Genomic DNA, 19924 nt, shown 5'->3' with positions numbered 1-19924 from the left:
CCGGGAGCCGTGGCCCCCTCGTTTCAGACCGACCACATCCAGCCCATCAACGCCGGAGGGGACAAGTGGGACCGCGCCAACCATCAGGCTCTCTGCCATTCGTGTCACTCGAAGAAGACAGCACGCTTCGGCTGACAACCATCGTTGCAGAACGTCGTGTGCGTCCCGTGGGCTTACGATGCAGCGGCTCGGTCCTGGCCATTATCGCTCAGTTTGAAGCCTCGCACATCCGGTGCGGGTACTAGCAACCCCCGCTTCTCTAACGATAAAAGTGTGCGTGAAACGGAGTTCCGAGTGGTACCGTCAATAGGATCGCGCATTCCATGCCCCGCCTTGGGCGCACGGCCGAAGAGCTCCTGATAAATAAGATCTGCCCAAACATACCCTTCATTTCTTCGGGCTAGCTGGAGAACGGATCGCTGAAGGTGTCCAAGTTTCTTTTTAGGCATTGTTCCGGGAGGAGGTAGCCCTCACCAGATGGAGAAGGCTGGATGCCGGTTCCCCCGTTACTACGCCCGACCGGCAGCGAGCGCCTTATGTTACCTCAGATCGGTCTCTCGGGCCGCACGGTGGGATCACGGTCGTTCCCTTGAGCAAGACGTCAGGACGTCGTCACCGAAATACTCACGAAGTCATGGCGGTCAAGCCCCAGGGTAGCAGGTGCAGGCAAAAGTCGTTTGCGACCGGAGCCGGTCTGAGTAGCATCTTGGCTACCTCAGGGATCTGGCGCGCACTGCCTCCGACCGCCCCAAACCCAAAACCCAGACGGCGGCAGCAGCGGGCTGGGCACTCCATCCAAGCGGTGAGAGTGCCCTCACCTCTCCCATTTGGGCGACAAGGACGATGCGAAGTCGGGACAGGTGGAAAGTTCGCCCCGCAGATTTGCCACACCGAGCCCATATGGTGTATGTCAAAGCGGATGAAGTTCGCTCACTTCCCTCCAGCTGATCGCTGGCACATCTTGGACCAACATCTCGGGCCAATGATCGAAGCAGCCAGCAAGGCAGCCGTAACCATCAGCCCTATTGAAGAAATCCCGGTGGCTGAGATCGGCGAGCGGCATGGGTTGAAGGAGAGGGCGATGGTGAGGATGCTTCAGAAATACGGCGGCATGCCCTACAGTTTCGGGACTCGTTGGTTCATCCGCGCGAAGTCCTACGCGGTGGTGCTCATCTCGATTGAGGTGGAGCAAAACAGGCAGCAGTGAGCCTGGCGCACAATGTCGATTCTATCGGATCAGAATCGGAACAATCAACGTAAGTCGTTGATTTTATGGCTCCGGCGGTAGGGATCGAACCTACGACCTAGTGGTTAACAGCCACCCGCTCTACCGCTGAGCTACGCCGGATTTGAGAACCAACCCCGGGAACCGGGGCGGGCGGAAGATGGGACGACGACCTACGAACTGGCAAGGGAAAAATCGAAGGTTTCTTCAGCAATTTTTTCGTGTGCTTCCCCTGCTCACTCGCGGCCGTAGCGTTCGCGGAATTGGCGGAGGAGGTCATCGATGCGATCACCGCCAGTGGCTGCGACAGGCTCTTGTTCCTGCTCGGCGGCGGGCTTGGATTCGGAAATGACTTCGGCTTCGAATTCGTGCTTCGCGAGTGGTGGTGGTGCGGCTTCGGCGAAGGGCGAGGCGACAGGCGAAGATACGGGGCGGAGCTCGGGCTCCAGGTCCAAGGCGTGGGGCTCGACGAGGTCGGGGGCCGCAGGTCTCTCTAAGACGGGCTCCGCTGGTGGAACGGGTGCGGGGGCTGCGACTGCCGCGGGTGGTTCGCTGAAGGGAGTTGAAGCTGGAGTGGGTGCTGGCGCAGGTGTGGCTTCCGGAACCGGTGCAGGTGCCGGTTGGGGCGCAGGGGCAGCGACGGCGGCGGCGGGGATTGCTGCAGCGACGGGGGCTGGGGTCGGCTCCGGGGCGGGGGCCTCGATGTAGCCGGCTTCTTCGTCCATCTCGGCGACCTTTCGCAGAATGCGGCGGGCGTAGAATTCGGCGGGGAAAAGGCCGAGGCGGTGGCGCAGGGAGCTGGCGCGGCCGGGGGTGCGGGCTTCGAGGAGGGAAATCAGGGCCTGCTCATCGAGCGGCTCGAGGCGGACCTCCACCTCTCCCAGGCGATCCTGGAGGCCGCCGCTGAGGGCGGGCTCGAAGGCGCTTTGCCAGACATCGTCATTGAGAGAGACGATGGCATCCACGCGCGGGGCCTCTTGCCGGACGCTGGCGAGGAAGCTGGCGAAGCGGAGGGCGGCGGCGCGGTCGGCGTGGAGGCCTTCCAGATCATCGGCGACGATGACGACGCGGCCGATCAGGGAAAGCATGGCGAGCAGGGCGGCGAAACGTTCCACGCCGGCCTCGGAGGTCGCGGACTGGATGATCATGCCGGTGCGGCCCGGGTGCTCCGGGGTGGCGACGGCGAAGCGGAACAGCGAGGCCAGCCAGAAGGAGGACTCATTCAGCGCGGTGCCGGTGCGGCGGCTCAGCTCGAGGGCGAGGCGCGGGCCGAGGACTTCGAAGTTTTCCTTGGTCCAATGGGCGGTGACGGCTTGGGAGTGGTGGAAGTCGAAGGTTTCCACCGGGCGCTGGCGCAGGGCGGTCAGGGCGGCCTCGCGGTCTTGGCACGGGACCTCGCCCGAGGTGACCAGCGGCTGGAGGGCCATCGAGAAGAGGCGGCGGGCCTGGAGATCGAGCGAGGTGAGTCCCCCACCCGCTGGCAGCGGCCGGGTCAGGCGGCGCAGGGCGGCCTCGATGGCGCCGGAGGCATCGACGCGCGAGCCCTCGAGCGGGTGGATGGGAAGGAATTCGTGGGTGGTGCCGAGGCGCTGCTGGACGTAGCCGAGCAGGTGGGATTTCCCGAAGCCGGCGCGGGGCGCGCGGAGGAGGATGCCGCGGCCGGGAGCATCAACCGGGGACTTGAGGACGCGCTCCAAGCGGGCGGTGGCGGCTGCATTGACTCCCGGAGCGTGGGGAGCGCAGGCCTGCCCGAGGACATCGAAAAACGGCTGGACGGTGAGTTGCTCTACCATGGGGGTCAGGATGGCCGGATGTTGGAGGGAGAGGGAGTCCGTCACAAGTAAAGAAAGGGCTGGCGCTGCAATCTGCCAAGCACCTTGCATGCCCTCTCGACAGGGTAGCGGCAGAGGGGTTTGAATTCGCGCGTCTGCGGGACGAAAAGTTCCGGCGGATTTCCGATTGACACCCCTAGTGGCGATCCCTAGCTTGCGCGCCCCTTCGCCGCGAGACGTGCACCGTCCCGTCGCTGACAGGCACCTTTCAGTTCCAATTCAATGAAGACGTTTTCCGCCAAGCCGACCGACATCGAGCGCAAGTGGCATGTGATCGATGCCAAGGACAAAATCCTGGGCCAGGTGGCCGTGGAGGCCGCCCGCCTCCTGCGTGGCAAGCACAAGCCGACTTTCACCCCGCACATTGACACCGGTGACTTCGTCATCGTGATCAATGCTGACCAGGTTGCCCTTTCCGGCACCAAGGAAAACGACAAGATCTACACCCGCTTCACCGGCTACGTCGGCGGCAAGAAGGTGGAAACCCCGCGCATGGTGCGCAAGCGCCGCCCGGTGCTGCTCGTCGAGAACGCGGTCTGGGGCATGATCCCGAAGAACCGCCTCGGTCGCCAGCAATACGGCAAGCTGAAGGTGTACGCCGGTGCCGAGCACCCGCACGAAGCCCAGCAGCCGCAGGCCTACGAAATCGCCTGAACCCCACTGACCTCTTTTTGAAATGAGCGAAGCCAAGAACCTCAGCGCCACCGGCCGTCGTAAGAACGCCGTTGCCCGCGTCCGCCTCACCGAAGGCACCGGCCAAATCGTCATCAACGGTCGTTCCTTCGAGGAATACCTGCCGACGCTGCCCCTGCAGAACACCGTGCTGGCCCCGTTCCAGCATGCAAACCTGCTGAACAAGTTCGACGTGGTCGTCTCCGCTGCCGGCGGTGGCACCCACGGCCAAGCCGGCGCCATCCGCCTCGCGGTGGCCCGCGCGCTGACCATCTTCGACGCCGAGCTGCGCAAGGTGATCAAGCCGCACGGCCTGCTTCGCCGCGACCCGCGCATGAAGGAACGTAAGAAGCCAGGCCGCCCCGGCGCCCGCAAGCGCTTCCAGTTCTCCAAGCGCTAATCGCTACCGAGTTTACGAAAGCCGCATTCCGAGAGGGATGCGGCTTTTTCGTGTCTGCCGGGAGAGAGGAAGTCATTCCGTAGGAGGTGGTGGGCTGTCGGAGTTCTGAGCGGATGACAACGAAACGAGCGAAACGAACGAAAGAAAGGCAGAGGTTCCGCCCTCCCCTATTCCTTTTGCTCGTTTCGCTCGTTTCATTGTTCTCTGAAATGGGATTTTAAGGAAAGCCCCCGATTCGGCGGGAGCCGAGGATGGAGGTGGCAGCGCCCGTGGCTTCGGGCGGAATAAATTCCGCGCTCCCAGTGTGGACCTTCCCCGCGTGGCTCTCCTATATCTCGAGCATGCGCAAAATCCTCATTTCCCTGCTACTCGCGCTTCCCCTCGCTGCCGCCGATCTGGAATTCAAGGAAGCCTTCGCCGATCCGGCCACTCGCGACTCCGCGCTGACCCGGCTGGTGCCGCAGACGCGCGACTGGTTTTTCTACCAAGCGCTGAATCATCAGCTCGCGGGCCGGGCGAATGATTTCCGGCGGACGATGGATGCGTGGAAGGCGGAGTCGGGACGGAAGGAAAACCCGGTGTCCGATGATGGCTTCCAGACGCTTGAGACGCGCGAGCTGCTGCTGCGCTATGATGCGACGCCGAAGAAGACGATCGATTCGCTGGTGCGGCTGCTCGATCTGAAGTTCGACGACGCGAAGCCCGATGCCCGTGCGGATGCGAAGCTGCCGGACCGGCTGGATCCGGCGCTGGTCTCCGCGCAAGCCTTCGAGACCGCGGCCAATGATCGCTCTAACAACTCGGGCTATCGCGGCTTCTCCGAGGAGCGCTTGTTTTCGGAGCTCGACCGGCTGGATACCTTCGACGAGGCGAAGCTACGCTACTTCAACGAGAGGCTAACTCGTGCGGATCACCCGGCGGTGGTGCCGCTGATCGTGAAGGTGCTGGCGCTGGATCATCCTCCGAGGTTCGGGTCGGCGAAGATCCATGAACTGCTGACCCGTGGGCAATTGGAGCAGCTGCTGGTCGCCATTCCCACCCTGCAGGCCAATGAGGACTTCGTGGTCCGCTGCCTTGTCACGCTGCTGCCGGGGAGCGAGACGAACTTCGAGCTCGATCGTGCCGCGCACGCTGCCCATCTCGCCGCTTGCCGCGATTTCCTGAAGAATGCGCCGCCGGCACTCAATTCGTTGAAGGCCCACGTGCTGTTCCATCACCTGCGGCTGCAGCGGGAACTTGGGCAGCTGCCGCTGGACGACTTCCTCGCGTATCTGAAGCTGCCGCGGGCGAGCCATCCCCTGCTGAAGGTCACGGAGAACTTCGTGGCCAATCCGCGCATCGATGCGAGCCACGACTACGAAGCCGCCACGGCCTGTCCGCCGATCGGCGACGACCTCGAGTTGATCGAGGCCTACCTCCAGCACTTCCTGGCGACTGCCGATACGCCGGATGCCTTCAAGGATCTGATCGAGCAGAAGGTGCTGCGTCGCTTGCAGGCACGCGCCAAGCTGCTGGCCGGGGCGGATCCGGTGCGCTGGGGTGCAGAGCTGGATCCGGCGGAGGTGCAGTCCTTGCAGAAGGAGACGCGCATTTCCTTCGCACCCGGTCAGCCGATCACGCTGCCAGCGGATGCCGCGGTGAAGCTGCCGCTGGATCTGAAATACACGCCGGAGCTGCTGGTGCGGATCTTCGAGCTGGATCTGCCGGCGTGGATGGAGCGTGAAGGCAAGGAGCCGCCGGTGGATCTGGATCTGGAGGGGCTGGTGCCGCACCACGAGAAGCGGATCACTTTCCAACAGCCGCCGCTGGTGGTTCATCGGGAACTACTAGATCTGCCGGAGTTGGCCGGTCCGGGCGCGTGGATCGTGGAATGCGTGTCTCGCGGGGTGTCATCGCGGGCGCTTGTTAGAAAGGGCCGGCTCATTCCCTACGTCGAGCGACAGGCGCGGGGACAAAGCGTGCGGGTCTTCAATGAAGACGGGGCGCTGCTCAAGGACGCGACGATTTCGCTGGGGAGCGAGACCTTCACCGCGGGCGCGGACGGCCGGATCCTGATTCCCGATCGCACGGATGATGCTCGGGACAGTGGATTGGTCCGTCGTGGCAAGCTCGCGGTGCCGCTGGATCTGGAACCGCGACGCGAACACATCGCACTTCAGGCGCGCTTTCACCTGGATCGCGAGCAACTGCTCGCCGACCAGCAGGCGAATCTTTTCGTGCGGCTGCAATTGACCAGCCATGGCTATGAGTTGCCGCTGGAGTGGATCGAGAAACCATCGCTGACTTTGATCGCGACCTTGAATGGCGGCATCACCACCGAGCGGGTGATCGGTGGGGACCTGAAGCTCACGCCGAAGATGTTCGTGCCCTTCCAGGTGCCGGCGGATGCGACATCGCTGAAGCTGCGGCTGACCGGCACGGTCACGCCGCGCGACGGAGCGGACCCGATTCCGCTGACGGCCGAGCACAGCTATGCGATGAACGGGATCCTCGGCACGGGGCGCATTGCTGCTGCTTTCTTCACGCGGGATACGGACGGCCATCGCGTGGAGCTGCGCGGGCGGAATGGTGAGCCGCTGGCCTCGCGGCCGCTCAATTTCGAGTTCAAGCACCGGAATCATCTCGAAACGATCAAGCTGGCGCTGCGCAGCGATGACCGGGGCCGGGTGGCGCTTGGCAAGCTGGCCGATATCGCCGAAGTCCGCGTGACCGGTCCGGACATCGCTCCGGCCGGTTATTTCCCGGATGAGGATGGCGGATGGATGGACCTGCCGGAGGAGATCCAGCTGTCCACTCGCGATGAAATCCGGCTGCCGCTGGTGCGCTTCATGGCGGCACCGGAGCATGCGCGGGTGAGTTTGTTAGAGAAGCGCGAGGGCGTCATCCTCCGCGATCATTTCGACAAGCTGGCAGTGGAGAATCGCCGACTGGTGGCCCGCGGGCTGGCGGCTGGTGACTACGCGCTCCGGCTAGATGGCCACGCGATCGCCGTGCGGGTCTCGGGCGGAGTGGATCGCGATGGGCTGCTGGTGTCCCCTACCCGCTTGCTGCCGCGCTCCTTACCCTCGCTGCCTTTCATCGCGGCGGCAACGGAAGAGGCGGGCTCACTGGTGGTGCGAATCGAAGGTGCGACGCCGGGCACGCGGGTCTCACTGCTGGGCAGCCGCTTCCTGCACTCGTGGGATTCGGGCGAGGCGCTGCAGCCTTTCACTCCGCCGATGCCGAATGCGTTGCAGCCGGGCTTCACGGGTCTGGCGTTTCAAGAAGAAAGCCGGCTCGGGGATGAGATGCGCTACATCCTCGATCGACGTGCGGCGAAGACTTTCCCCGGTTCGATGTTGCCGCGTCCCGGACTGCTGGTGAATCGCTGGAGCGAGGACGATCTCACGCAGACGCGCCAAGATCCAAAGTCCGGGGGCGGAGGCCGCGGGACGGGAAGCGGCGCGGGTGGACGGAGTTTCAAGCCTGCGCCTCCCGCTCCCGAGTCGCGAAAGACCGGCGAAGATGGCGGGCCGAGCATCGACTTCCTCGCGGCTCCTTCGGTGCTGCGATATGACCTGGAAGTGGGTGCGAATGGGATGGTGCAGGTGCCTGCGGCGGATTTCTCGAATTGCCAAGTGGTCGACATCGTGGCGGCTGATCCGGCGGGACGGCATCATCTGGTGGTGCCGCTGAAGGCGACGGACACGCCGCTGCGGGATCGCCGGCTTTCGCGGCCGCTGGATGCGCAGAAGTATCATGTGGGGACGCGACGCGCGGCGGCCTTGGCGAAGGGTGCGGAGGCGAGCATCGAGAGCGTGATCGATGCCGACTGGCGGGCGTTCACGACGCTGGCGGAGGCGCATCAATTCCTGGTAGGCGCGACGGGCGATGCGCGGCTGAATGACTTCCTGCCGCTGCTCGACTGGCCATCGCTGGATGAGAAGCGGAAGCTGGCCTTCCTTTCCGAGCATGCTTGCCATGAGCTGCATCTGTTCCTTGCGAGGAAGGATCCGGACTTCTTCACCAAGTATGTGAAGCCGATGCTGGCCGAGAAACGCGAGCCGACGGTGATCGATGACATCCTGCTCGGGCGGGATCTTTCCAAGCACCTGCGGCCCTATGCGTGGCAGCGTCTGAATGCGGCGGAGAAGGCGCTGCTTTCGCAGGCGATGCCGGAGGTGCGGGAGCGGATCGCGGCTGAACTCAAGCAGCGCTGGGAACTGGAAGCGCCGACGCCGGAGCAGGAGACGATCCTGTTCACGCAGACGCTGCGCGGGACGGATCTGGCGACGCAGGATTCGCTGGGACTGGCGAGAAACGAGATACTGACCGGCGGGCTGACAGGAGCAGCGAAAACCAGTGGAGCAAACTACCTATTCCAAAAGCTACAGACCATCATCATTCCGGCAATCGACTTCGACGACACCTCCGTTGCTGAAGCCGTCGACTTCCTCCGTTCGCGCGCGGCCAAATACGACACCACCGAAAGCGACCCATCGAAGAAAGGCGTAAATTTCGTGATCAGGAGACCAAGAGGCGAAGTAAACGCAGATCCGGGAGTCCTCATTATCGATCAACTGAATCTCCGCAACGTCCCGCTTGGTGAGGCGCTCCGCTACGTTTGCGAAAAGACTCACCTCCGCTACAAAGTGGACGACTACGCGGTGACCATCAATGCCGCCACCGAGGTGGGTGAGGACTTGCTCAACCACACCTTCACCATCCCGCCCGACTTTGTCACCATACTCGGAGGCGGAGTGGACTCCGGAGCGACGGATCCATTCGCGGAACCTGGCAGCGAGGACCGCCCGGAACTCAGACCGCGTGTGAGCATTGGTGATCTTCTCAAGGAGCGCGGCGTTGCCGAAGCTCCCGGTGCCTCCGCCAGAATCGTCGGGAACAAGCTCATCGTGCGCAACACACCCACCAACATCGACATGATCGATTCGCTCGTGAACTCGACTGTCGGCGGTGGCAACAGAGCCGGAGACGCGGGAATTGATCCGTTTGCTGCAGGAGCAGGCGCTCTCGAAGGGGTTGCCGAGTTGCCGAACTCGGTCGGAGGATCCGGTGGCGGTGTCCTTGCCGATCCGTTCTCGGCTCCGCGGTCCCGTCCTTCGTGGAGTTCCGAGCGCGACCAGACGCGGCTGTGGTTCGAGTCGAACTACTACAAGTATCGTGGACCGACCGGTGAGCCGTTCATCCCGTTGAATCGCTTCTGGCTGGATCTCGCGGCGTGGGATGGCAAGGGCGGTTTCCTTTCGCCGCATTTCAATGCGTGCACGCACAACGCCAACGAGGCGTTGTTCTGCCTGGCGATGCTGGACCTGCCCTTCAAGGCAGAGCGGCCGGAAACCAAGGTGGATGGATCGACGCTGCGGGTCAAGGCACGCGAGCCGATGCTGCTGTTCTACAAGGATACCCGCGAGACGCAGAAGGTGGCGCCGGATGCGCCGGTGCTGGTGCGGCAGACGTTCCATCGACTGGATGACCGTTTCCGCACGGTCGAGGGGCGGCAGATCGAGAACAGCATCACGGGAGAGTTCATCGCCGGCGTGCCGTATGGTGCCTCGCTGGTGGTGACGAATCCGGAGGGTGTCGGCCGCCGGGTGGATGTGCTTTCGCAGATCCCCGCGGGAGCGATCCCGCTGGACGGGCAACCTTCGACCCTGACCTCGACCCACGAGTTGCAACCGTACGGCGTGTTGAACCTGCGGCTAGCCTTCTATTTCCCCGCGGCCGGCGAATTCGCGATGTATCCGCTGCAAGTGTCCGAGGCCGACAATGTGCTCGCCCGCACCGCGACGCGGACGCTGAAGGTGGTCGCCGAAGCGCCGCCTGCGGACGCGAATTCGTGGCCGGCGCTTGCAAGCGACGGCACGGATGATGCGGTGCTTGAGCGGCTCAAGACGGCGAACCTGAAGACGATCGATCTCAAGCTGATCCGCTGGCGTCTCCGCAACGCGGACTTTTTCCGGAAGGCCGCGCCGATCCTGCATGAGCGGCTCTTCTACTCGAAGGATGTCGCGTCGTTCGGCTTCCTCCACGATTCGCTGCCAGCGATCCGGGACTATCTGGAGAATTTGCTGCCGATCTACGAAGGCAGTGGAGGCGTCTTGCCGATGCCTCCCGGGGCCGACTACGTCCCATCCCCGGAATTCGGAGACTGGCTGGATAGTCCGCTGTTAGAGATCCGGCCGGTGATTCACCGCGATTGGGAGACGCTGGAATTCGACCCGCTGGTGAATCCGCGGGCGCATCGTTTCGCCGACAAGGAGCGGCTGACCCACGAGGAGGCGGCACAGCATTATGAGAAGTTCCTGGAGGTGTTGTCGTGGAAGCCGGCCCTGAGCGATGACGACAAGCTGGCGCTCACGGCGCATCTGCTGATGCAGGATCGGATCGAGGAGGCACTGGCTCGTTTCAATGAGATCGATGCCACGAAGCTGGAAGCCAAGCTGGCGTATGATTATCTGAAGGCGGTGGTGCATTTCCATCGTGGCGAGCCGGAGGAGGCGCGGGCGATCGCGATGCGCCGGAACGTCCTGCCGCCGGGGCTGTGGAAGTCGCGCTTTGAGGCGATCCTTACTCAGGCCGACGAGATCGTGGCGCTGAAGGTGCCGCGCCCGGTGGAAGCGGAGCGGCCGAAGGAGGAAGCGCCTTCGCTCGATCTCGCGCTGGCCGCGGACGGCAAGCTGCTGGTGAAGCAACACCGTCTCGACAAGACGATGCTGCAGCTCTTCAGTGTGGATCTCGAGGTGATGTTCTCGAAGGACCCGTTCCTTACTGGCGAAGGTGCAGCCCTACCGGCGATCCGGGCGAATGAGTCGCGCGAGGTGGCCTTGCTGGGCGAGCAGACGGAGGTGGAGCTACCCGAGGCATTCCGCCGTGGCAACGTGCTGGTGGCGGCGCAGTCGGAGAAGACGAAGGTGCTGCGGGTGCTGGATAGCCGGGCGCTGGAGACGGTGCGGCAGCCGCTGGAGCGGACGATCCAGGTGTTCGACAGCGCGAGCCGGCTGCCTTTGCCGCAGACGTATGTGAAGGTGTATGTGCAGGGGCCGAATGGTGAGGCGGTCTTCCACAAGGACGGATACACGGACCTGCGTGGGAAGTTTGACTACCTGAGCCACACCGGGAGCGAGCTGGGGGAAATCCGGAAGGTGGCGGTGCTGGTGAGCCATCCGGAGAAGGGGGCGCGGATTGAGAGTTTTGATTTGTGAGGGGTGGAGCAAAGCGGCGGAAGGGCAGCATCCTTCCGCCGCGGCTTGGGTGGAAGAGGGATCGCGGTGAAGGGTGATGCGAGCCTTACCCTCGCTTTTAGCGAGGGTCATAGACGCGCCGCTACATGGGAAGACGGGCGGGATGAATCCCGCGCTCCCAGTGTGATGCTACGGGCTGGTGCCGTCGCGGCGGGCTTCGACGGCGAGGCGGAAGGCGGCGCGGTCGCCGTGGCGTTTGATGGAGAATTTGATGCTGCGCCGCTCGCCAGGAGCGGGGCACCAGGCGGCTTGCCAGAACCAGTACTCGGTGCCGTTGGCAGCGATGATGCGGATCTTGGAGACGCCGACGACGCCGGATTGATTCCTGGCGGATGGGCGGCAGATGCGGGCCTGAGTTTCCTCCGCGGCGAAGCGGGTCATCAGCTCATCCCGCCACCTGCGGGCGGCGTCGTAGGCTTCGCGGGGTCCGCCCTGCTGCCGGTCGGCGAAGAACTTCCCGTATTTCACGCCGCGGCGTTGCAGACGGACCTGCCAGCCGTGCGTGCCAGCACGGGGCAGATCGATGCGCGCGATGGCATAGGTGTCCTCCGGAGCCCACATGAATGAACGAAAAAACCCGTCCCCGACGATTTGCGCCGGGGACGGGCTTGTCAAATCAGGGGGAGATTAGTTCCCGCCGCGGCGACCACGGTTACCGCCGCCACCGCCAGGGCCGCCACCACCCCAGCCACCGCGTCCGCCATTATTCCCCGCGTCGAGGAGGTTCTGCTTGGCGTCGTCGCTGAGGGTCGTGGATTGCTGGATGTAAGCAGTGGCTGCATCGCGGTCCTGCTGCATCCAACGGCGGGTGGCCATGAAGACGGAGCGGTTGCGAGTGTTCTCGTCGGTAATGCTTTCCGCGAGCTGCATGGTGCTCTGCGGATCGGAGTTGCGGCTGGTCCAGATGTAGGTGCCGACCGCCTCGTCGCGGAGGTCACCCTGCGGTTGCGATTGGATCCAGGAGAGCGCCGCGGCGCTGTCACGGCCGGCCCACGAGGAGACCACCGAGCGCACGGCATTGTCCATATTGTCCGAGGTCTGCTGACTCAGCCAGGCAGCGGCAGCGGCGGGATCCTGACGGGCCCAGCCGTCGGCGATGCCGGAGATGGCACGGTCGCGGTCGTTCCCTTCGGCCATGCCCGAGAGCTTGGCTGCGGCGGCTTGCGGGTCGGTGCGGGCGAGCGCATTGAGGGCGTTCGAGAGAGCGCGGTCGCGGACGTCGGCCGGCAGGCCTGCGATGAAGGTTTCAGCAGCGGCGAAATCCTTCGAGGCGATCTTTTCCGCGATGTCGCCATAGGCACGGCCCTGCTCATCGGCAGGAAGCGTGGTGACGATCTGCGCGGCCTTGGTCGGATCGGTGCCTGCCAGCTCGGTGATGATCGAGCGCAGGGCATTGGTCTGGTTGTTGCCGTTCAGGCTATTGGCCCAGGCGATGGCCGCCGTCGGGTCAAGCTTGGCCCATTCCGCGGCAATGGTGCCGGCACCGCCTTCGCCGCCGCCGCCGGGACCACCGAAGCCCATATTGGCGAAGTCGCCGGGGTGCTCGCTGAAATACTTGGCGGCATTTGCCGGGTCGGAGCTGGCCCAGCTCTGGAGAATGGTCGGGCGGGCGAAGAATCCGCCGGGGCCAAGGGTGGCGGCGTGGGCAAGCGCACCCTGCGGGTCAACTTCACCCCAACGGCTGAAGAGGAGCATGGAGGCCATGATCCGCTGGGCCATCGGGAGCTCTTCGAGCTTGCCGGCGGCTTCCTGGAGCTGGTCGGCATTCATGCCGGCATAGAGATCCATGAGGGACTGCATGCGGGCCATCTGGCCGGGCTCGCTCAGGGCTTCCTTCACGCTGCGGACTCCCTTTTTCGACTCCCCTGCGGAAGCAGCACCCGGACGCAGGCTGGTCTTGGTGTCGCGCATGGCAGACTCCGCCGCGGTGGTGGCCGTGGCGTCCGGCGAGCCGGCTTTCCCGGCAAAATATCCCCCGGCAGCTCCGGCGAGGAGGGCCGCAATTCCGATGGTGGCGGTGTTTTTCATGATACGTATCGATCTCCGGTCGTCTCAAACCCGTTCTCCCCGCGAAAGTTGCGACCAATCTTTCACTTTGCCGGGGCGGGGCGTGGTTTCAGGTCGAGCTTCGGGACCTTGCGGTCGCCCTTGCGCTCGATGGAAACGAAGAATGCGCCGAGAATGCGGTCGTTGAGGAGCTGGCCATCGAACCAAACTTCGAAGTCGAGCGGGCCGGAGTCGAGGTCCATGGGGACCTTGAGCGAGGTCGCGCCGTCCTGGACGGCCATTTTGGTTTCCTCCTGACCGGCGCGGAGGTGGGCGGTGCCGGGGCGGAGGCGGCCGAGGGCGCGGCGGTCTTCGGCCGAGGCTTCGGGGGGGACGAGGCCGAAGGTGATCTCGTAGTTCCCCTCGCGGGCGACTTGGAGCTTCCAGTGGCCGGAGGTGGCCGGGAGCGGATTCCGGGTGGCGGCGACCTGGGCGTTTTGCAGGAAGGTGCGGATCTGTTCCTGATCGACGACGGATTCGGCGCCGCGGACCTGGTCCGCCTCCTTCGATGGCCACCAGTCATGCGCAGTCAGGTGGGCGACCGGAGCCTCCTCCGCCCCGACGACGTAGCGGACGGGCTCGCGGACGACGGGCAGCACCTCATTCCACCAGCGGCCGTAGGCGGTCAGCAGGCGCTGGGCATCGACCTGGCGCTCGGCGAAGAGGTTCGTCTTTTGGCCGGGGTCGGCGAAGAGGTCATAGAGTTCCAGGCCGACGAGGAGCGAGCGGTCATCGCGGACGGAGAAATCCTGACCGCGGAAGCGCCCGGCAGGCGCATCGCCGGGCCAGCGGCCGACCTGGGTGAAGAGCATGCGGTTCTTTTTGAATTCAGTCTCCCCTTTCAGCGCGGGAGCCAGATCGACGCCGTCGCCCTGCCAATCCGCCGGGCGGGTGACGCCGCAGAGGCTGGTCAGGGTGGGCAGCAGGTCGAGGTGGGCGGTCACGTCCTTGACGACCTTTCCGGCGGCGATCTTTTCCGGCCAACGGATGAAGCATGGCACGCGCACGCCGCCTTCGTCCGGGCTGCCCTTTTTCCCCTTCATGCCGGCATTGGACGCGGCGATGGCGGAGCCGTTGTCGGTCATGAAGACGACGATGGTGTCCTTCGCAGCGCCGCTCTTTTCCAGCGCTTCCATCAGCCGGGCGAAGTTGGCGTCGATGTCGTCGATCATCGCGTGGAAGGCATCGGCGCCGGTGAGCTTCGAGTCCTTCTGCGGCGGGATGTATGGGGCGTGCGGGGCGTTGGTGGCGAGGTGCAGGTAGAAGGGCTGCTTGGCGGCGACGCGCTCATTCATCCAGTGGATCGCCTCATTGAAAAAGACCTGCGTGCAGTAGCCGCTGGTCTTTTCCCATCCGGAGCGACGCCGGATCATGGGGTCGAAGTAGCTGTTTCCCCAATAGTCAGGTGTCTGGCCGATGCCGCCGCCGCCGAGGACGAAGACATCGTCGAAGCCGCGGTCCTCCGGCCGGCACGGGTAGGCATCGCCGAGGTGCCACTTGCCGATGATGCCGGTGCGGTAGCCCGCGGCGTGGAACATTTCCGGCAGGGTCGGAATCCCCGGCCGCAACAGGCTGCGGCCCATGAGGGTGTGACTGACGCCGCAGCGGAACTCGTGCAGGCCGGTCATCAGGGCAGCGCGGGTCGGCGCGCAGGTGGGGCTGGCGTAGAAGCGGTCGAGCGAGGTGGACTCGGCGCGGAACTTGTCCAGCGCCGGGGTTTTCACCTGGGTGCTGCCATGGGCAGACAGGTCGCCGTAGCCCTGGTCATCGGTAATGACGACGATGACGTTCGGCCCGGCCGCGAAGGCGACAGCGAGCAGGACCTTTGCGATTGCCGCGAGCGCGGGAATGCGGAGCATGCCGGGAGCTTTTCGCCACCATGCCCGCCGACCGCAAGCCCATCCGTGTTCTCTTTGTGTGCATGGGGAACATCTGCCGCTCGCCCGCCGCTGAAATCGTGTTCCGCCATCAGGTCGCCGACGCCGGGCTGAACGACGCGATCGAGATCGATTCCGCCGGGACGATCGGCTACCACGCCGGGAAGGGCCCGGACCCGAGGATGGCCGACACGCTGCGCCGCCGCGGCTATACGATCGAGGGCCGTTCGCGGCAGGTGACAGCGGAGGACTTGCGCGATTTCGACCTCCTGCTCGCCGCGGACGAGGACAACCTGGCGGACCTCCGCCGCCTCGACCGGACGGGAACGCATCGCGAAAAGATCCGGCTGCTGGTCGAATACTGCGTCGAGAAGGAAGCGAACCACGTGCCTGATCCGTATTATGGCGGCCAGCGCGGGTTCGAAGATGTCGCCGATCTGGTGGAAGATGCCTGCCAGGGTTTGCTCGATACGCTGAAGCGCCAGATCGGCTAGACCGCCATGCTTTCCTTCTCCACCTGCTGGAACAACTCCCGCCATCACGATGGCGAGGCGATGATCGATGAGATCGTGGAACTCGGGTTCACGAACATCGAGCTATCGCATGGCATGACCATCGCGAAGCTGCCGGGGATTCGGAAGGCGTATGCGGCGGGCAAGTTCACGTGCTTAGGGGTGCACAACTACTTCCCCTCGCCCGTCGAGGTGATGATCGACGCGCCGGACGCGTATGAATTCACCTCGCACCGGCCCTTTGACCGCCAGCGGGCGATGGAGATGACTCTGAAGACGCTGGAGATCGCGGCCGAATTCAAGGCGCAGTACCTGGTGCTCCACATGGGCTCGGTGCCCATGGACTCGAAGAAGTGGACCAAGCGGCTGACCGCGATGGTGTCCGAGCAGGGCCGCAATGGCGCTGACTACGCGGCCGAGAAGATCGCCTTCGTGAAGAAGCGGGAGAAGATCGCGCCGCTTTACTACCAGCGCGCGATCGAGGCACTCGGGCAGATCGCGGAGAAGGCCGCGGAGTATGGCGTGAAGCTGGCCGTGGAATCACGCTCGCGCTTCGAGGACATGCCGACGGAGCGCGAGATGGTGCGCCTGCAGGAGCACTTCGCGGACAACCGGTGGGTCGGCTATTGGCACGACTTCGGCCACGTGCAGCTGAAGCACAACCTCGGGCTGTTAGACCACGTCGAGTGGCTGCGGCGCATCTCCCCTCACCTGATCGGCGGGCACTTGCACGATGTCCAATGGCCGGCGCGCGATCACCGCACGCCCTTCATGGGCACGCTGGAGTATCAGGAGCTGCTGCCGTTTTTCCCGCAAGGCTGCCCGATCGTGTGGGAACTCAGTCCGACGCAGAAGACGGAGGACATCCGCGACGCGCTGACGGTGTGGAAGCACAAGTTCCCGGAGCGGAGCTGAGGCGTGGAAACGAAAAGCCCGCCGGCCTCGCAAGGAGACCGGCGGGATGTGCTGTCCTGTTTCTATCAGGGAATGATGACGCGGAAGCGGATGAAGCCGCGCATTTTCTCACCGCCCGGCAAGGCATTGTTGATCTGGGCGCTGAAGAGCGCCGGCTGATCGGTGCCGACCGAGATCGCTCCGGGGCCGGTCAGCCAGATCACCAGGTCGCGGGAACCCTCGACGGTGACGAAGGCATAGGCGGTAGGATCCTTGGTCACGGTAGCTTGGACGCCGCCCATCGCACCGGGGATGCCTGAGGTCATGACCTTCGGGAAGCTCCGGTTGTCCTCAGGATCGGTTCCGAAGGCGAATTCCTCCGCGTTGGTGAAACCATCGCCATCGGGATCCGCTTCCTGACCCGAAATCGCCGGGTTGGTATTGGCTGGTGAGCTGAATTGCTCGTTCACCCATTGCGCGTAGGTCTTCAGGTTGAAGCCCAGTCCGCCGGAATTGATGTCGTCGTTATCAGCAACATCCGGAATGCCGTCGCCGTCCGAATCGGTGGCGTTGTCGACCTTGCCATCATGGTTGGCGTCAAGAGCACCATTGCCCGCACCGACGATGTCCGGCGAGCCGGTGTTATCGCTGTTCGGGTCGATGTAGTTCGGGATGCCATCGCCATCGGTATCGATCGGCGTAGAGCCGTTCGCATCACCGCGGGCACCGGGCAGTCCGTCGACTGAAGCCACAAGGCCGTCCTGATCCGTATCCGCTCCTTCACCAATGCCATCGTTGTTGCTATCGACGGCACCCAGGCCGCTTTCAACGAGGTCGGAGATGGTGTCGTTGTCGCTGTCGAGATCGAGGAAGTTCTTCGCTCCATCGCCATCGGTGTCCGGAAGCGTCAGCGCGACTCCGGTGCCACCACCGGCGACTGCGTCATTCGAATCGACCGAGTCCACGATGCCATCGTGATCTTCATCGGCATTTCCGTCGCCGCTGGGATCTTGGAGGCCATTGCCGTCGGTGTCCTTGCCGCCGCCTTCGATCACATCATTGATGCCATCGTTGTCGGAATCGAGGTCGCGGGCATTTGGAACACCGTCGCGATCGAGATCGCCGGGGCCTTCCGCGAGATCGGGAATGCCATCGCCGTCCGAGTCGCCATCCGCAATGTCGGCCACGCCGTCACCATCGGTATCCACCAGGCCGGAACCTTCGGCTCCGTTGGAAATGCCGTCGCCGTCATTGTCGCCGGCTGGGTTCGGCAAGCCGCCGAAGACGCCGGGTTGGACATCGGCCACGTTGGGGACGCCGTCGTGGTCGGTATCGGCGCCATTGTCGATGCGGCCGTCGCCATTGCCATCAAGGCTCGCGTAGGGCGTGCCGGCGATATCCTTGGTGCCGTTGTTATCGCTATCGACTTCGTAAGCGTTGGGGATGCCGTCGTTGTCGGTATCCAGAGGTGCACCCGATGAGCCCGGGGCATCGCCGTAACCGGCAAGTCCGTCGACGGCATTGTCGATGCCATCACCATCGGTATCTCCCGTGTGGAAAACGCCATTGGTATCCGTGTTCAATCCCACGCCGGATTCGACCACGTCGCTGATGCCGTCATTGTCGGAGTCGAGGTCGAGGTAGTTCTTGGCACCGTCGCCATCGGTATCCGGCACTGTCAGGGCCACGCCGTGACCGCCGCCGGTGATCAAGTCATTCGGATCGACCGAATCGACGATGCCGTCGCCATCCTCGTCCGGATTGCCGTCGCCGCTGGCATCCTGGCGTCCGTCGCCGTTGGCGTCCTTGCCGCCGGCTTCGATGACATCGTTGATGCCGTCATTGTCGCTATCGAGATCCAGATAATCGGCCACGCCGTCGCCGTCGGTGTCGCCACCCGCGGCGGCATTGGCGATTTCGACGGCGTCTGGAATTCCATCGCCATCACTGTCACCGTCCGTGCCCGAGAAGATGCCATCGCCGTCCGGATCGGAGCCTTCGGCCGCGTCGGCGTGACCGATGATGACGTCGCCGTTCAAAACATTGATCAATCCGAGGTTTACCGCATTGAGCTTGATGCGGATGGCATTCGTGGTGGTGGTGAGGCCGCCAGCGGCGTTGCCGGTGGTCTGGGTTTCATTGAGAATGATGGCAAGTCCCGCCACGGCATTCGCGCCGAGGTTCACACCGGTATTCGGCGGAACATTGGAAAGATTGATTCCCGAGAGATCGATGGATGCGCCGAGTACCTTGAGCGTCAATCCGGTGAGCGAAACGCTGGAATTGGAAGTGAAGGATCCTCCCTGTCCGGCCACCGAGACATTCGTCGTCACGGTGGGAGCCCCCACGGAGACCAGCGGTTGCCCACCCAGAAGTTGGGCAACATCCAGCGAAAGATTGACCACCTGTGCGGTGGCAGCGGTCGTCTTGGAGCCGGGACTGCCGTCGACGTTGGAGGAGGCTGAGGAATTGATCGCGCCGTTTGCGCCTACAAGGTCGAGCACGAGGGGAACGCCGGTGTTCACATTCAGCGGAACGGCAGACTTGGAGACCGAGTAGGGCGCGGGAGCAGTGCCGGAGGACTGGCCCAGATTGCCCGTGTTGGTGGTGATCAAGCTGGCTATCGACAGGTTAATAGAGGCGCCAGTGCCGGAACTTGATCCCTTGGAAACGGGAACATCGGCACCGGAAGCGACTTGCCAGGCAAACAATGATACCAGGCAAGCAGAGCGGGAGGAGTATGAAGCAAGCCTCCTTACGGGGCTTATCTCTTTGGAATTCATGGCAGAGTGGGGATGGGGTTGCAGTTGTCTCAGAACACCGGGAGGTGATCTTCAGCCTCATCCATAAATCACCAAAATGGTGTAATTCTAACCGAATCTAAGCTCTGCATGATCCAATTATTTATCCCCTAATAACCAAAAAATCCGCGGCATTACAAAGGCTGCAGAAATTACATGGATATGGTCTAACTAACTGACTTTCGTGGCATTTCGCAATGAGAGGTCTACGAATTTTACCCATCTGCCAAGATGATGTAAGATCACCCGGAAAATCCGCGGTGCGGCTGGACATCGGCAGCAAGCAAGTCATTCCCACCCTGCGAGAACACAGCCCGGACGAGGCCCGCGACCTCGCCCTGGAGAGCAGCGATGCCAAGCTGCGGGAAGAGAGCCTCCGCCTACCAGAGCTCCCATCCCCGGGATGGGAGCTGCGATGATCCGC

At 63.7% G+C, this 19924-nt stretch carries 13 protein-coding genes and 1 tRNA gene; 8 read left to right on the top strand and 6 right to left on the bottom strand.

Translation table 11 applies throughout. From position 1 onward, the window contains the following. The first annotated feature begins 9 nt into the window (after positions 1–9). Together WKV53_RS19800 and WKV53_RS19795 are read left to right on the top strand one after the other, a co-directional pair. The gene (locus WKV53_RS19800; protein WP_341406526.1) at positions 10–135 is read left to right on the top strand and encodes an HNH endonuclease; all 126 of its coding nucleotides are present in this window, start codon (positions 10–12) and stop codon (positions 133–135) included. An 847-nt stretch (positions 136–982) separates the two neighbouring features. Then, complete coding sequence (locus WKV53_RS19795; protein WP_341406525.1) at positions 983–1207, top strand: hypothetical protein; 225 nt, start codon at positions 983–985, stop codon at positions 1205–1207. A gap of 66 nt (positions 1208–1273) precedes the next feature. Here the strand turns inward: WKV53_RS19795 and WKV53_RS19790 are convergent. Together WKV53_RS19790 and WKV53_RS19785 are read right to left on the bottom strand one after the other, a co-directional pair. After that, positions 1274–1348: transfer RNA gene (locus WKV53_RS19790), tRNA-Asn, on the bottom strand. Between the two features lie 113 nt (positions 1349–1461). Then, positions 1462–3018, bottom strand: coding sequence for a hypothetical protein (locus tag WKV53_RS19785; RefSeq protein WP_341406524.1), 1557 nt, complete (start codon positions 3016–3018; stop codon positions 1462–1464). A gap of 261 nt (positions 3019–3279) precedes the next feature. Between WKV53_RS19785 and rplM the strand changes: the two genes are divergently transcribed. The 3 genes from rplM (at position 3280) to WKV53_RS19770 (ending at position 11331) form a co-directional block, all read left to right on the top strand. Continuing rightward, complete coding sequence (gene rplM / locus WKV53_RS19780) at positions 3280–3711, top strand: 50S ribosomal protein L13 (protein WP_341406523.1); 432 nt, start codon at positions 3280–3282, stop codon at positions 3709–3711. Between the two features lie 22 nt (positions 3712–3733). Then, complete coding sequence (gene rpsI / locus WKV53_RS19775; protein ID WP_341406522.1) at positions 3734–4129, top strand: 30S ribosomal protein S9; 396 nt, start codon at positions 3734–3736, stop codon at positions 4127–4129. A 341-nt stretch (positions 4130–4470) separates the two neighbouring features. Next, on the top strand, positions 4471–11331 hold the full coding sequence (locus WKV53_RS19770) for a hypothetical protein (RefSeq protein ID WP_341406521.1): 6861 nt from the start codon (positions 4471–4473) through the stop codon (positions 11329–11331). A 168-nt stretch (positions 11332–11499) separates the two neighbouring features. Here the strand turns inward: WKV53_RS19770 and WKV53_RS19765 are convergent, their stop codons facing one another. From WKV53_RS19765 to WKV53_RS19755, 3 genes are all read right to left on the bottom strand, one after another. Beyond that, positions 11500–11931, bottom strand: a complete 432-nt coding sequence (locus WKV53_RS19765) for a hypothetical protein (protein WP_341406520.1) — start codon at positions 11929–11931, stop codon at positions 11500–11502. 66 nt (positions 11932–11997) lie between these two features. After that, complete coding sequence (locus tag WKV53_RS19760) at positions 11998–13398, bottom strand: hypothetical protein (protein WP_341406519.1); 1401 nt, start codon at positions 13396–13398, stop codon at positions 11998–12000. Between the two features lie 62 nt (positions 13399–13460). Beyond that, positions 13461–15275, bottom strand: coding sequence for an arylsulfatase (locus WKV53_RS19755; protein ID WP_341406518.1), 1815 nt, complete (start codon positions 15273–15275; stop codon positions 13461–13463). A gap of 20 nt (positions 15276–15295) precedes the next feature. Between WKV53_RS19755 and WKV53_RS19750 the strand changes: the two genes are divergently transcribed. Next, positions 15296–15787 carry a low molecular weight protein-tyrosine-phosphatase gene (locus WKV53_RS19750; RefSeq protein ID WP_341406517.1) on the top strand — a complete coding sequence of 164 codons (492 nt, stop codon included), beginning with the start codon at positions 15296–15298 and terminating at the stop codon, positions 15785–15787. Positions 15788–15793: 6 nt separating this feature from the next. Beyond that, a complete protein-coding gene (locus WKV53_RS19745; RefSeq protein ID WP_341406516.1) occupies positions 15794–16720 on the top strand; it encodes a sugar phosphate isomerase/epimerase family protein in 927 nt (308 codons plus the stop codon). A 65-nt stretch (positions 16721–16785) separates the two neighbouring features. Here the strand turns inward: WKV53_RS19745 and WKV53_RS19740 are convergent, their stop codons facing one another. Further along, positions 16786–19482 (bottom strand): beta strand repeat-containing protein, encoded by a 2697-nt coding sequence (locus WKV53_RS19740; protein ID WP_341406515.1) that lies wholly within the window; start codon positions 19480–19482, stop codon positions 16786–16788. A 278-nt stretch (positions 19483–19760) separates the two neighbouring features. Here WKV53_RS19740 and WKV53_RS19735 point away from each other — a divergent pair, with 278 nt between their 5' ends. Then, positions 19761–19919 carry a hypothetical protein gene (locus WKV53_RS19735; RefSeq protein WP_341406514.1) on the top strand — a complete coding sequence of 53 codons (159 nt, stop codon included), beginning with the start codon at positions 19761–19763 and terminating at the stop codon, positions 19917–19919. Positions 19920–19924: the final 5 nt, after the last annotated feature.

Source organism: Luteolibacter sp. Y139 (assembly GCF_038066715.1).
Taxonomy (GTDB): domain Bacteria; phylum Verrucomicrobiota; class Verrucomicrobiia; order Verrucomicrobiales; family Akkermansiaceae; genus Haloferula; species Haloferula soli.
This window is presented reverse-complemented; position numbering and strand designations above follow the sequence as displayed.